The organism is Embleya sp. NPDC059237 (assembly GCF_042754105.1).
Classification (GTDB): domain Bacteria; phylum Actinomycetota; class Actinomycetes; order Streptomycetales; family Streptomycetaceae; genus Embleya.
The window spans coordinates 34899-47856 of the sequence record NZ_JBHZAE010000020.1 but is presented as its reverse complement, the minus strand read 5'-3'; the positions used below and the strand labels follow the sequence as shown (position 1 = coordinate 47856).

11 protein-coding genes and 1 riboswitch are annotated in these 12958 nt (G+C 70.3%); of the genes, 4 read left to right on the top strand and 7 right to left on the bottom strand.

Annotation, left to right across the window (positions count from 1 at the left end; translation table 11 throughout):
* Positions 1-103 precede the first annotated feature (103 nt).
* A complete protein-coding gene (locus tag ACFXKZ_RS42130) occupies positions 104-1015 on the bottom strand; it encodes a LysR family transcriptional regulator (RefSeq protein WP_380009987.1) in 912 nt (303 codons plus the stop codon).
* Positions 1016-1130: 115 nt separating this feature from the next.
* On the opposite strand from ACFXKZ_RS42130, the gene ACFXKZ_RS42125 reads away from it, so the two are divergent.
* Both ACFXKZ_RS42125 and ACFXKZ_RS42120 read left to right on the top strand, forming a co-directional pair.
* Positions 1131-1943, top strand: coding sequence for an inositol monophosphatase family protein (locus ACFXKZ_RS42125; RefSeq protein ID WP_380009984.1), 813 nt, complete (start codon positions 1131-1133; stop codon positions 1941-1943).
* Positions 1944-2002: 59 nt separating this feature from the next.
* Positions 2003-2641 (top strand): NADPH-dependent F420 reductase, encoded by a 639-nt coding sequence (locus tag ACFXKZ_RS42120; RefSeq protein WP_380009981.1) that lies wholly within the window; start codon positions 2003-2005, stop codon positions 2639-2641.
* A gap of 33 nt (positions 2642-2674) precedes the next feature.
* On the opposite strand, the gene ACFXKZ_RS42115 is transcribed toward ACFXKZ_RS42120, so the two are convergent.
* Together ACFXKZ_RS42115 and ACFXKZ_RS42110 are read right to left on the bottom strand one after the other, a co-directional pair.
* Complete coding sequence (locus ACFXKZ_RS42115; RefSeq protein ID WP_380009978.1) at positions 2675-4042, bottom strand: purine-cytosine permease family protein; 1368 nt, start codon at positions 4040-4042, stop codon at positions 2675-2677.
* A riboswitch (TPP riboswitch) is annotated at positions 4038-4181 on the bottom strand. Its footprint overlaps the gene before it by 5 nt.
* A gap of 61 nt (positions 4182-4242) precedes the next feature.
* Complete coding sequence (locus ACFXKZ_RS42110) at positions 4243-5805, bottom strand: CHAT domain-containing protein (protein ID WP_380009975.1); 1563 nt, start codon at positions 5803-5805, stop codon at positions 4243-4245.
* A gap of 207 nt (positions 5806-6012) precedes the next feature.
* Here ACFXKZ_RS42110 and ACFXKZ_RS42105 point away from each other — a divergent pair, with 207 nt between their 5' ends.
* Positions 6013-7617 (top strand): alpha/beta fold hydrolase, encoded by a 1605-nt coding sequence (locus ACFXKZ_RS42105; RefSeq protein ID WP_380009972.1) that lies wholly within the window; start codon positions 6013-6015, stop codon positions 7615-7617.
* 383 nt (positions 7618-8000) lie between these two features.
* Positions 8001-9623, top strand: a complete 1623-nt coding sequence (locus ACFXKZ_RS42100; RefSeq protein WP_380009969.1) for a hypothetical protein — start codon at positions 8001-8003, stop codon at positions 9621-9623.
* 59 nt (positions 9624-9682) lie between these two features.
* Here the strand turns inward: ACFXKZ_RS42100 and ACFXKZ_RS42095 are convergent, their stop codons facing one another.
* From ACFXKZ_RS42095 to ACFXKZ_RS42080, 4 genes are read right to left on the bottom strand one after another with little or no spacing between them, the layout of a single operon-like run.
* Complete coding sequence (locus ACFXKZ_RS42095) at positions 9683-10492, bottom strand: amino acid ABC transporter permease (RefSeq protein ID WP_380009966.1); 810 nt, start codon at positions 10490-10492, stop codon at positions 9683-9685.
* Positions 10489-11133, bottom strand: a complete 645-nt coding sequence (locus tag ACFXKZ_RS42090) for an amino acid ABC transporter permease (protein ID WP_380009963.1) — start codon at positions 11131-11133, stop codon at positions 10489-10491. Before ACFXKZ_RS42090 ends, ACFXKZ_RS42095 begins: the two co-directional genes overlap by 4 nt.
* 15 nt (positions 11134-11148) lie before the next feature.
* Positions 11149-12114, bottom strand: coding sequence for a glutamate ABC transporter substrate-binding protein (locus tag ACFXKZ_RS42085; protein ID WP_380009960.1), 966 nt, complete (start codon positions 12112-12114; stop codon positions 11149-11151).
* A 13-nt stretch (positions 12115-12127) separates the two neighbouring features.
* The gene (locus tag ACFXKZ_RS42080) at positions 12128-12874 is read right to left on the bottom strand and encodes an amino acid ABC transporter ATP-binding protein (RefSeq protein WP_380009957.1); all 747 of its coding nucleotides are present in this window, start codon (positions 12872-12874) and stop codon (positions 12128-12130) included.
* Positions 12875-12958: the final 84 nt, after the last annotated feature.

The following is a 12958-nucleotide window of genomic DNA, read 5'->3' as shown; positions in this document are numbered from 1 at the left end:
GGATTTCGCGCGGGAGGAGGGTGTGTAAGCCAAGGGCAAGGGGATGCCAAGCCTCCGTCTGATGTGTCGTCAGATTGCGATGCGGCGCTCGGTTTTCGTCCCGCTATCGGGTAGTTGCCGGGAACAGCGCCCGGATGGTCTCGGTGGCCAGGTCGCGTAGCCAGGTGTGTGCGAGGTCGTCGTCGTGGCGTTGGTGCCACAGCAGGTACAGCGGCGTGGCCGGCATCGGGACCGGCAGCGGCAGGGTGATCAGGCCGAGTCGCTCGCGGGCCGTGTGGGTGACCGCGTCCGGGAGGCAGACCGCCAGGCCGGTGTCCAGGGCGAGCCGCATCGCGAGGGCGGCGGTGGGCGCGGCGGCGACGACGCGTCGTTCGTGGCCGAGTGTCGCCAGGGCGTCGTCGATCGGGTCGCGCAGGCGTCCCCGCCGCGAGACGGTGACGTGGTCGGCGGCCGAGTAGCGCTCGACGCTCACGGGGCCTTCGGTGAGCGGGTGGCCGGGGCGGACGGCGACGACGAGCCGGTCCCGGCCGATGAGCCGGTGGCGGATGTCGGGCAGGGTCGGCCGGGCGGACGCGGATTCGAGGTCGACCTCGCCCCGGCGCAGTTCGGGGGTGTCCGTGCCCGGTTCGGCGGACAGCCGCACCTGCACGCCGGGGGCCTGGCGGTGCACGGCGGCGATCAGGTCGGTGCCGCAGGCGTCGGTCAGGGCGTCGTGCCAGCGCACGGTGAACACCCGCCGCAGGACCGGCAGTTCGAGTTCCTGCCGGGCGGACAGCAACTGGTGGGCCTGCTGCACGAGGACGTGGACCTGGGCACGCATCGCCAGCGCGCGGGTGGTGGGGACCATGCTGCGGCCGGTGCGGACCAGGATCTGGTCGCCGGTGACCTTGCGGATACGGCCGAGCGAGCGGCTCATCGCCGGCGCGGTGACGTGGAGGCGAGCGGCGGCGCCGGCGACGCTGCCCTCTTCGAGGAGCGCGTCCAGGGCCGTGAGCAGGTTCAGATCCAGTTGCATGGGAGTAACTCTACGAGTGAGAAGCATGCACTTGTTGTTAATCGGCGGGGGTTCTAGCTTCGAAGTGCGGGCGAGCGGAAGCCGCGCCGCAACCACCGAAACCCGGGAGCCGATCATGAGTACAGCCCTGCCCTTCGACGCCGACACGACGCTGATGCCGGCTGTGACCGCCGCGGTGCGGGCCGCCGGTGCGATCCTGCGCGACCGGTACACCCCGCATGCCCGAGCCGTGAGCCCGAGCGAGATCGTCGAGGAGATCCACGCCAACGACGACGCGGTGCTGAACGTGCTGCGCGAACCGCTGCTGCGGGCGCGGCCCGGATCGCGGTGGGCCGAGGACGAGCTGGCCGGCGGTCCGCTCCCGGTCGGGGAGTGGTGGGTCGTCGATCCGGCCGAGGGCAACATCAACCACGTACACGGGATGTCCGACTGGGGCGTCACGGCCACCCTGGTGCGCGACAACCGGCCGGTGCTGACCGTGGTCCACCTGCCGCTGACCGGTGACACGTACACCGCCACCGCGGGCGGTGGCGCGTGGCTCGATGGGCGTCCCTTGAAGGTGTCCGCCAAGACCGACCTCGGCGCCGCGCTCACCGGGACCGGTCAGGCCAGGCCGGGGGAGGACGGGAACACATTCCGGCGGATCGGCGAATCGGTTACCGCGATGCTGGTCAACGGCCTTGTCGTACGGGTGTCCGTTCCTGCGACCTTGCAGCTCATTCACGTTGCCGGCGGGGGTATGGACGCGTTCTGGCAGTTCTCCGATGTTCGGTCCGGGCTGGTCGCCGGCGCTTTGTTGGTCGCCGAGGCCGGGGGTGTCGTCACCGACCTGGCGGGTGAGCCGTGGACCACGGGTAGTCCGGACTTCCTCGCCGCTGCGCCCGGTATTCACGCTGCGGCGCTTGGGGTGCTGTCGGCGGTCGCCTGAGCGGGTCCCGGGCATCACTGCTGTTCGTTTCCCGCCAATACCGCAAGGAGCATCACCTCATGACCAACATCGGCATCCTGGGCGCCGGCCGCGTCGGCGCGAACCTCGCCCACAAGTTCGCCGCGGCCGGGCACCGCGTCACCCTGGGCCACCGGAGCCCGTCGGAGGACGCCGCAGGCGCCGCCGACCCCCGCATCTCCTTTGCCGACCAGCGCACCGCCGCTCGCACCGCGGACATCGTGATCAACGCGACGCCCGGGGACACCGCCCTGGGGCGGCTGTCCGACCTGCGCGCCGAACTCGCCGGAAAGATCCTGGTCGACGTCTCCAACGCGACCCGCGATACCGACGACGGGCTGCCCGGTGAGCTGGTCTATCCCGACGGCAGCCTCGCCGAGCGAATTCAGGCCGCGCTGCCCGACACGCGGGTGGTCAAGACGCTCAACACCATGCTGTTCATGGTCATGACCGCGCCCGAAACCCTGGCCACTCCGCCGACCGCCTATCTGTCGGGCGACGACGAGCAGGCGAAGAAGACCGTGGCGGGTCTGCTCGGCGACCTGGGATGGCGGTCCGGATGGATCGAGGACCTCGGTGGTATCGGTACGGCTCGCGCCACCGAGGCGATGATCCTGGTGGTGCCGCACGTCATACGCCGGCACGGCTTCCGGCCGTTCGCCGTTGCCATCGCCCGCTGACCCGGCTGACCCGGCTGACCCGGCTGGTTTGGCTCAGCGCGTGGCGGCTGCCCGTCGACGGTCCCACGCGACCGCGATGTACGCGGTGGCGCCGGCGAGGGCGAAGGAGAACAGGGAGGCCGAGGTCCAGCGTTGGGCGTGGATGTGGAGGGTGTCCTGGATCGGGGTCCAGAAGTCCACCCACCACTCGACCGTGCCGGGGTTGATCAGCTGGTACATGCAGAAGCCGAGCAGCCACGGCGCGAGCATCACCCAGCGGGCCGGCGCGTGATCGCCCAGGTCCCAGCCGGCGCGGCCGCGACCGGCGAACAGGTCCACCGCCAGCACTCCGAGCAGCGGGATGAAGATCGAGCCGATCAGGGACAGGAAGCTCGCGTAGGTGTCGAAGTCGTTCACCATCAGCGCGAACGCCGTGACCAGCGCGCCCACGCCCAGGCAGAGGATCCGGCGGTCCACGCGCGGCGCGAGGTTCTGGATCGACATCGCGGTGCTGTAGACGTTGGCGAAGCTCTGGTCGACCTCGCGGATGACCAGGACCGCGAAGAACACCCAACCGGCGGTGACGCCCAGGAACGAGTCGAAGATCTTGTCCGCGTCGCCGCCCACCTGGGCGAGGGCGACCAGGCCCAGCAGGTAGCACCAGATGCTGGTGACGGAGAATCCGCTCAGCGCGGCCCAGAACGCCGGCTTCGTGCCGCGCGAGTGGCGGGTGTAGTCGGAGGCCAGCGGTACCCACGAGACCGCGACCGCGAGCGCGGCGTCCATCGCCGGGAAGAACCCGGACCATGAGCCCTCGGTCATCGGCGGCAGCCCCTCGCGCCACAGCTGGACCGAGAAGTAGAGCATCGCGATGCCCACCGCGATCGTCACGTAGCGGCGCAGGATGCGCAGCATGCCGAGCGGGCGCAGGGTCATCGCGGTGGTGACCGTGCCGGCGGCGACGATGTAGAGCCAGTGCGGGCCGTCGCCGTCGGTCATCGCCTCGATGCCGAGCGAGATGACCAGCAGCTCGAAGGTGCCCCAGCCGATGCACTGGACGATGTTGAACACGGTCGGCACGTACGAGATCTTCGTGCCGAACAACCCGCGCAGCACCGTCATCGCGGGCGCGCCGCTGCGGGCGCCGGGGATGCCGGCGACGGCGACCATGAGCGTGCCGAGCAGCGTGCCGCCGATCGCCGCGACGATCGCGGCGACCATGGACAGTTGCGGATAGCCCGCCGGGGCCAGCACGAACAGGGCGCCGGAGAAGCCGAGGAGGCTCACCCCGAGGTTGGCCCAGAAGGCGGCCTGGTCGCGGAAGCCGAGCGTGCGCGGCGGTGCGGTGTCCAGGACCAGCGGGGCCTCGGTTGCCGGGTGCGCCACTGCGGGGCGTGCGTCGTCCACTGCTGGAGCCGACATGGCTCTACCTGCTCTCCCTACGCCGGCATTACCCGGACAGGTTCAAGCGGTCGGTGGCCCCGGGATGTGCACCGGCTCGCCGCCGACACCCCATGCCGCCCTCTCAGCCCGGTTGGTCCGAGCTCCCGCGATGGCGTGGCGAACAGTACGCTCCCGGCGGGCGGCTTGGGAAGGCGGGGTGGGGGTCGGCGCGCGGCGGCTCACCGGCCCGAGTGGGTGAAGGCGGCCCAGCCGGTGAGGTCGTTCGGGGTGATCTCCCGGGCCTGCGCGGCGAGTTCGGCGGGCATTGCGGTGGGGATCCCGCGTTTGGGGTCGCGCATCCAGAGCTGGGCGGTGCGGAGCGCCTGGGCCGGTGGGAGGTCGCGGCGGTTGAGGTAGTGGTGGGCCATGTACAGGACCAGCGCGGCGGTGGTCGGGGCCACGGGCCAGAGGGTGGACACCACGGTGTGGGCGCCGGCGGCCAGGTGCTCGGCGGCGGATCCGGCGGCGCGGTCGGGGGCGAACACGATCGGGGCGCCGGCGGTGTGGCCGATTTCGATCGGGCGGCGCCGGTTGTGGTGTGGGTCGGCCGTCGGGCGCGCGGCGACGTCGCACAGCAGGCGGGGCGAGGCGATGTACGAGATCTGCGCGACCTGGAGTGCGTGTCGGCGGCGGCCGTCGACGGTCGACCAGGCGGCGTGCCAGGGGACCGAATCGAACAGGCCCGCCGGCAGCAGGACCAGGGACGGCGTGCGGCCGAACGTGCCGGGGACGGCGGCGAGTACGGGGGCCATCACCGCGTCCCAGGCCCAGGCGCAGAGGGCGTCGAGGAGGTCGGACAGGTGCTCCGGGTCGCCGTCGGGCAGGTCCAGGCCGTAGTCGAGTCCGGGCAGGTCGAGCAGCCGGGTCGAGCCGTCCACGCCGCTGACCACGGCCGCGCCGGGGACGAGCTGGACCAGCGCGTCGGCGCCGAGGCGGCGCAGCGCGACGGCGATCTCGGCGGCGGGGGGCGGGTCGAGGAGGGCACGCCACTCGCCGGCGGCGGGGCCGGCGCCGATGCGGGCGTCACCCACGTGGGTGGCGGCCCGAAAGAGGTGGGCATCCGCCGACGCGGCACCGCGGGCCCGCCGGAAGCAGACCCGAGCCTGGTCGCGGGTGTCGGCGTCGCCGTCGTGGTCCGCCAGAGCGCCGTAGGCAACGCCGGCGGCGTAGGCGAATTCCGGCCAGCGCGTATCGGTGGCGGGGAGCGCGGCGAGAGCTTCGGTGAGAAGGGTGAGGGCTTCGGGGAGGGCGTGACCGTGGGAACCGGCGAGCCCGTCGGGGCCGGGGGCGGGGAGGTGGACGGGGACGGTGCCGTGGGCCGTGCCTGGGGTGGGCGTGGTGCGGGGGCCGGAGACGGTGTCGGGGGCCGGTGCCGGACCCGATCCGACGGCCGAACCCGGGCGCCCACTCGCGACCGAGGCTCGGGGCGGCCTCGGGCCGCCGGGCGCGCCCGGACCTGCGGCATCCTCCGCTCCGCCGGTCGCGCCGGGTCCGCCGTCCGTGTCCGCCTTGCCGGGCGTGAACCGTCGATCGGGCGTGTGCGGGTCGTCGACCGGGTCCGGCCCGCCGGTCGCCTCCGAGGCTCCGGGCAGGGTGCGGTGGGCCGCGTCATCCGCCAATGCCTCCATGCAGCGGAGCAGGCCGCGTTCGCCTCGGTCCCAGGCGCGGCGTGTTTCGGTGTCGGCGTCGGTGTCGATGTGCTCGACCCGCGCTGCGCGTTCGGTGTGTTGCGCGCGCTCCACATTCACCCCCGCTTGCCCCCACGTGCCGGGACCACCGTACTCGGGTGGGTGGCGGTGGCTCAGTCGATCGCCGCGTGGCACTTCCGTCTTGGTTTACCGGCGCGTAACTTACTCGTGAGTCACCCCCCGACGCCGTCCCCTGGCGTCGTCTGACCATGCATTCTCGCGGGTCGGGTCACGCCCCGACCATGACGTCAGGAGACCCTGATGGGTCGATTCCGCCTGCGCCCACGCGCTCGTGCGGCCGCCGTCGTCTCGGCCGCGGTCCTCGCCGGGACCGCCCTCGGCCCGGTCGCCTCGGCCGGCGCCGCCCCCATCCCCACCACGGCGACGGTCGTGCAGTCCGCCGCCGGCTCGTCCCTGCGCTTCGTCGACATCCCCGGCGACGGCGGCACCAAGCTGGCCGCCAACGTCATCACCCCCACCGGCGGCGCGCCCGGCACCCGCTACCCGGTCGTCGTACTGCCGACCAGCTGGGCGATGCCCCAGATCGAATACGTCGTCCCCGCACAACAGCTCGCCGATCGCGGCTACGTCGTGATCGGCTACAACTCGCGCGGCTTCTGGCAATCCGGCGGCGAGATCGAGACCGCCGGGCCGCCCGACATCGCCGACGCGTCCAAGGTGATCGACTGGGCGCTGGCCAACACGCCCGCCGACCCGACCCGAATAGGCATGGCCGGCGTCTCCTACGGCGCCGGAATCAGCCTCCTCGCCGCCGCGTTCGATCCCAGGATCAAGGCCGTCGTCGCGATGAGCGGCTGGGCCGACCTGATCGAGTCGATCTACGCCGGCCGTACCGAACACGCCCAGGCCGCAGCCCTGTTGGGCGGAGCCGGCTTCCTCACCGGCCGACCCAGCGCCGAACTCACCGAAATCCTGAAGAACTTCCTCTCCGGCAACCTCGCCAAGGAGCCGGAGATGCTGGCGTGGGGCGCCAAGCGCTCCCCGGCCGGCTACCTCGACCGGATCAACGCCAACGCCCCCGCGATCATGCTCGGCAACGCGTGGGGCGACTCGCTCTTCCCGCCCGACCAATACGCCGACTTCTTCGGCGGGTTGACCGGTCCCAAGCGCCTCGAATTCCGCCCCGGCGACCACGCCACCGCCGAGGCGGGCGGCCTGTTCGGCCTGCCCAACGACGTCTGGGCCGACTCGACGCGCTGGCTCGACCACCACCTCAGGGGCATCGACAACGGCATCGACCGGGAGCCGGCGGTACAGCTGAAGTCCCGCACCGGCGGCGGCTACGAGGGCTACCCGACCTGGCCCGCCGCCGCGAACGCGACCCGCACCCTCGCGCTCACCGACACCCGCCGCATCCTGACCGGCATCGACTCCGGGGCCGACGGCGGCACGATCTTCCTGTCCAGCATCCTCGACCAGTTCCTCAAGGCCCCACCGACCGCGTCGATCCCGCTCCTGCCCAGGGCCTTCGCCGCCGTCTGGCAATCCGACCGATACCCCACGGCAACCAGGGTCCGCGGCACCACCAAGCTGCACACCACGATCACCGCATCCCACGAAAGCGGAACGATCTTCGCCTACCTGTACGACGTAGGCCCGCTGGGCATCGGCAAACTCGTCACCCACGCCCCCTACACCTTCCACGCCAAAACCCCGGGCACCCCCTTCCCGATCACCCTCGACCTGACCGCCACGTCCTACGACGTCCCGGCCGGCCACAACCTGGCCGCGGTCATCGACACGGTCGACCCCCTCTACCTCCAACACAACCCACTCGGCAGCCAACTCACCTTCACATCCCCCCGGAACGACCCCTCGACGCTCACGATCCCGGTACGCGACTGACCCGCCGGTGGGTGGGGCGGCAGTCAGGCGCGGTCCGGCGCCACCCCACCTGCCCGAGCCGCGAACTTGTGGCATCCCTCACTACAACCTGCCGCCACTGCCAAACGTCGCGGTGGGCAGTGGATCGCCCATACCGGTGGATTCAGGCGGGCCGCAGTAACCTATCGAAGCCGGTCCGTGACCATCCGGATTCGCGCCAACTCGGCGTCGTCACATCTCCGTTGCGGGTGTCCCAGGCGACTGGTTGCCTTCCATCGCCCGGTGATCCCGGCGACACGAGGAGTGCATCCATGGCCATGTTTCGAAGGAAACCGACACACGAGCGCCGTCGAGTGCCCGCTCTGGTGGGCGGTATCGCCACGGCGGTTCTGGCTGGTGGCTTGTTGACCGTTCCGGCGTCCCCCGCGTCGGCGGCCGGCGGCCCGACGAACCTGCGGATGAACCCGGTGCCGGTCAACGGCCCGACGGGGACGTGCGGTTATGTCGGCCGTCTCGGTTCCGTCAGTACGCTCGACCTGTTCGCGACGGTCGGCGAGGCGAACGGCCCGCTGATCGGGGCGCACTTCGAACTGCACGAGGTCGGAAACGGCGACCCGACCACCTTCGACAGCGGCTGGGTATCACAGCAGTACGGCACCCACGTGGCCCAGGCGCGGATCCCCGCCGACCGGCTCGCGGACGGCAAGACCTACGCGTGGACCGTCGAGTCGGGCCTGGCCGGCGCCCCCGACCCGGACCGCGCCGCCGGCTGCACGTTCACCTACGACGCCACCGCCGCACTCCCACCGACCGTCACCAGCACCGACTTCCCGGTCAACGGTGGCGGCAAATACGCCGGACAGGCAGGGGTGTTCGTGTTCGGCACCGGAACCGACACCGACGTCACCGCCGTCGAATACTCCCTCAACGGCACCATCCCCGTCGGCGGAGCCACACGAGCCACCTACGACACGGCCTCCGGCACCTGGCGCACCCCGCTCCTGACCGTCGCGCAGTGGGGAACCAACCACCTCCACGCCCAAACCGTCGACCGAGCGGGCAACGTCTCACAACAAACGACCTACACCTTCTACGCCCCGAGCAACCCCAATCCGCCCGGGCCCAAACCGGGCGACATCACCCGAGACGGCAAGGTCGACGTGCTCGTCACCGACGGGGAAGGCGCGCTGCGTTTGTACAGTGCGGGTGACGACCCCGCGGCCGGCGGTCGAATCGCGGGGGCAGCCGGAGAAGGTCCCATGGACGACTACTCGTGGACGGGCGCCGGCGTCTCACACCGCGGCGGAGACTACGGCGACGACCTGTACGCGTTCGCGTCCGGACAGATGTACCTCTACCGGAACTCGCCGGGCCCGTCGCCCGCCGACGGCTGGTTCAGCACGGCCCGCATGGCCGTGGTGGCCCGCCCGAGTACCTGCGTCGATCCGACCGCGAACGCGAACGGCTGTGCGTCGTATGCACGCGACTGGAATCAGGTGAAGCAGATCATTGCGGCCGGCGACGTGACCGGTGTCCTGACCGGTCAGGGCGGCAAGTTCACGAACGACCTGTTCACCGTCGAGGACGACGCCGCCGGGAACGCACGTCTTTGGCTGTTCAGCGGTGCGGCGAACCCCGGTTCGCTCACCCACGCCGTCCCCATCGGCCCCGCCACCCGGCAGAACCAGGACATCATGGTCCCGGGCGATGTCACCGGCGACGGACTGCCCGAGCTGTGGGTCCGTGACCGCACCAACGGCAACGTGTACCAATACGCCTCCGTGAAGAAGGCCGACGGCACCGCCGACCTCGACGCCTACACCGCCACGCCGACGCTCATCGGTACCGGCTTCGACACCACCGCCTACCCCCAGGTCTCCACCGACGGCGACTTCGACGGCGACGGCAAGGCCGACCTGTGGGCCCGCACCACCAACGGCAACGTCCACACCTTCCCCGGCGGCAACACCCCCGACCCCACCACCGGCAACACCTTCGGCCCGGCACAACTGATCGCCGGCACCTGACCCACCCACCGGGGCCGCCCCCAACCAAAGAGGCGGCCCCGATCGCATCGGCGCTGGGGTCACGTGCCCCTCTGGGGTCGGCGGCGGCGGCTTTCGAGGTAGCGGGCCAGGCCGGACAGGAGCATGCACATGCCGATGTAGATGGGGGCGATCACGATGACCACCGGGATGAACGGGAGGCTGTAGTCGAGGTTGGTGGCGATCTGCTTGCCGGCGTAGAGGAATTCCTCGTAGGAGATCAGGTATCCGAGCGAGGTGTCCTTGAGCGTGACCACCAACTGGCTGATGATCGTGGGCAGCATGGTGCGCACGGCCTGGGGGATCAGCACGTGGATCATCACCGCGGTCTTGCGCATGCCCAGCGCGTAGGCCGCCTCGCTCTGGCCCTTGGGGACCGCGTTGACCCCGCCCCGGAAGACCTCGGCCAGTACCGAGCCGTTGTACAGGGTCAGGCCGGCGATCAGGGCCAGGCGGGGTTCGACCTTCATCGCGATGAAGATGAAGAAGATCATCACCAGCACCGGCATGGCCCGGAAGAACTCCACCACCAGGCCCGCGATCCAGCGGATCACCCGATGGTCGGACAGCCGTCCGGCGGCGAAGAACGCGCCGAACGCCAGGGACAACACCGCCGCCCACGCGAAGACCTGGAGCGTGTGCCACAGACCGCGCAGCAAGAGCTTCTGCACGCCCACGTATTGGAAGGGCGCCCACTTGTCGCTCGCGAACTGGTCCGTGTCGATCAGCTTGTAGATCACCCAGGCCAGCACGCCGAGCAGCACGGCGGTCGCGATCAAGCCGTAAGTCCGGTGCCGGGCCAGGGCCTTCGGGCCGGGGATGTCGTACAGCGCCGATGTCTCGACACTCATCGGGCCACCTCCAGACGCTTCTCCAGGAACCGGAACACCGCGCTGATCGTCAGCGTGATGATCAGGTAGCCGACCGCGATCCACAGGAACGTGGCGACGATGTCGTAGCCGAGTTCGTTGAGCGGGCGGTACGTGCCGAGCAGTTCGACCACGCTGAACGAACCGGCGATGGCGGTGTTCTTGGCGAGTGCGATCATCGTGCTGCCGACCGGCGGGATCACCGCGCGCACCGCCTGCGGCAGCACGATCAGGTTGAGCGTCTGGCCGAAGTTCATGCCCAGACTCCGGGCCGCCTCGCCCTGACCGACCGGCACGGTGTTGATGCCGGCCCGCATCGCCTCGCAGATGAACGCCGAGGTGTAGCAGCCCAGGGCGAGCACGGCGAGGGTGAAGAACGGGAGTACCACGCCAAATCGGGGCAGCCCCAGGACCACAGCGAAGAACAGCAGCGTGAGCGGGGTGTTGCGCAGTACGGTCACCCACGCGCCGCCGAGCAGCCGCAGCGGCCGCACCGGCGAGACCCGGCATCCGGCCATCAGCACACCCACCACCAGTGCGATCAGTCCGGCGGCCAGGGTCAGTTCGACGGTACCGACGAAGCCCTTGCGGAACAGGGTGAAGTTGTCGAGCAGGACATTCATGGTCGACGCCTTCCGCTAGTACCGGTCCACGGGCGGCGGCGGGGGTGCCGGTACGCCGGAGAGGCCGAGGGTCGAGTCGTAGGCGCGCTTCCAGTCGCCGTTCTGTTCGTGCGCGACGATCGCGTCGTCCAGCGCGAGCCGGAAGGTGCGGTCCCCGCGCGAAACGCCGATCCCGTAGGGCTCCTTGGAGAACGGCTCGCCCGCGAGCCGGAGTTGGTCCGGCACCTTCGCGGCGTACCCCTTGAGGATGGTGTCGTCGGTGGTCACCGCGTCGACCTGAAGGCTGATCAGGTTGTCCACGCAGACCGAGTAGCTGTCGTAGGCGACGGCGGTGGCCTTGGGGTAGTTGGCCACGATCCGCTGGTACGGCGTGGAACCGGCGACCGAGCAGACCTTCTTGCCGGCCAGGTCCTGGGGACCGTTGATGGACTTGTCGTCCTTGCGGACCAGCAGCGCCTGACCGGCGATGTAGTACGGCCCGGCGAAGCCGACCAGCTTCTTGCGGTTGTCGTTGATCGTGTACGTCCCGACGTAGTAGTCGACTTCGCCGTTCTGCAACGAGGTCTCGCGGTTGGCGGAGGTGATGGTCTTGAACTCGATCCGGTCCACCGCGAAGCCCAACGACGCGGCCATCATCTTGGCGATCTCGACGTCGAAGCCCGAGTAGTAGCCCGTCGCCGGGTCCTGCGCCGCGACATAGGGCTGGTCCGCCTTGGTGCCGACGACCAACCTGCCGCGCGACTTGGCCGATCGGAACGTGGGCGAGTCGATGTTCACGTCGGTGGCGACCTGATACGACGGCAGGTCCTTGGGTTTGGGGCCCTTGGGCGGGGGCGTACCGGATTTGCCGCACGCGGCGAGCAACACGACGGCGAGCAGGGCCGCGAGCAGCACCACGGCGGAGCGGGACGGGCGGCGCGGCGGCGCGCCGGTGCCCGCCGCGGTCCCGGGGCCGGTCGCGATGGCGGTTTGGGTGCGCATGTCCGATCCCCCGTCAGTGCTTGAGGATCTTGGACAGGAAGTCCTTGGCCCGGTCGGTCTCCGGGTGGTCGAAGAACTCCTCGGGCGTACGCGATTCCATGATCTGTCCGTCGGCCATGAACACGACCCGATTGGCCGCCGAGCGGGCGAAGCCCATCTCGTGGGTGACCACGACCATCGTCATGCCCTCGACGGCGAGCGTGCGCATGACCTCCAGGACCTCGTTGATCATCTCCGGGTCCAGCGCGGAGGTCGGCTCGTCGAACAGCATGACTTTGGGATCCATCGCCAACGACCGTGCGATCGCGACCCGTTGCTGCTGGCCACCGGAGAGTTGCGCCGGATACTTGGGCGCCTGGTCGGCGAGCCCGACCCGAGCCAGGAGTTCGCGGGCCTTCTTCTCCGCCTCGGCCTTGCTGCGCTTGCGCACCTTGACCTGAGCGAGGGTCAGGTTCTCCAGCACCGTCTTGTGCGCGAACAGGTTGAAGGACTGGAACACCATGCCGACCTCGGACCGCAGCCGGGCCAGTCCACGTCCCTCGGCGGGCAGGGGCCGGCCGTCGATGGTGATCGTGCCGGAGTCGATCGGCTCCAGCCGGTTGATCGTGCGGCACAGCGTGGACTTGCCGGAGCCGGAGGGGCCGATCAGGACGACCACCTCGTTGCGGGCCACCGTCAGGTCGATGTCGCGGAGCACGTGCAGCGACCCGAAGTGTTTGTTCACGCCGGAGAGAACGACGAGGGGGTCTTGCGAGGTCACAGGTATCCGACTCGCCTTCGACACGGGGGCAGGGACCGTACGCAAGCGCACATGCTCGGAGGATCCACTCGCTCGGGACGATTC

What these genes read in the sequence shown, in the direction of transcription:
- ACFXKZ_RS42120 (WP_380009981.1), top strand. Translation starts at nt 2,003, where the DNA reads ATGACCAACATCGGCATCCTGGGCGCCGGCCGCGTCGGCGCGAACCTC.
- ACFXKZ_RS42085 (WP_380009960.1), bottom strand. Translation starts at nt 12,114, where the DNA reads ATGCGCACCCAAACCGCCATCGCGACCGGCCCCGGGACCGCGGCGGGC.
- ACFXKZ_RS42090 (WP_380009963.1), bottom strand. Translation starts at nt 11,133, where the DNA reads ATGAATGTCCTGCTCGACAACTTCACCCTGTTCCGCAAGGGCTTCGTC.
- ACFXKZ_RS42095 (WP_380009966.1), bottom strand. Translation starts at nt 10,492, where the DNA reads ATGAGTGTCGAGACATCGGCGCTGTACGACATCCCCGGCCCGAAGGCC.
- ACFXKZ_RS42125 (WP_380009984.1), top strand. Translation starts at nt 1,131, where the DNA reads ATGAGTACAGCCCTGCCCTTCGACGCCGACACGACGCTGATGCCGGCT.
- ACFXKZ_RS42105 (WP_380009972.1), top strand. Translation starts at nt 6,013, where the DNA reads ATGGGTCGATTCCGCCTGCGCCCACGCGCTCGTGCGGCCGCCGTCGTC.
- ACFXKZ_RS42115 (WP_380009978.1), bottom strand. Translation starts at nt 4,042, where the DNA reads ATGTCGGCTCCAGCAGTGGACGACGCACGCCCCGCAGTGGCGCACCCG.
- ACFXKZ_RS42130 (WP_380009987.1), bottom strand. Translation starts at nt 1,015, where the DNA reads ATGCAACTGGATCTGAACCTGCTCACGGCCCTGGACGCGCTCCTCGAA.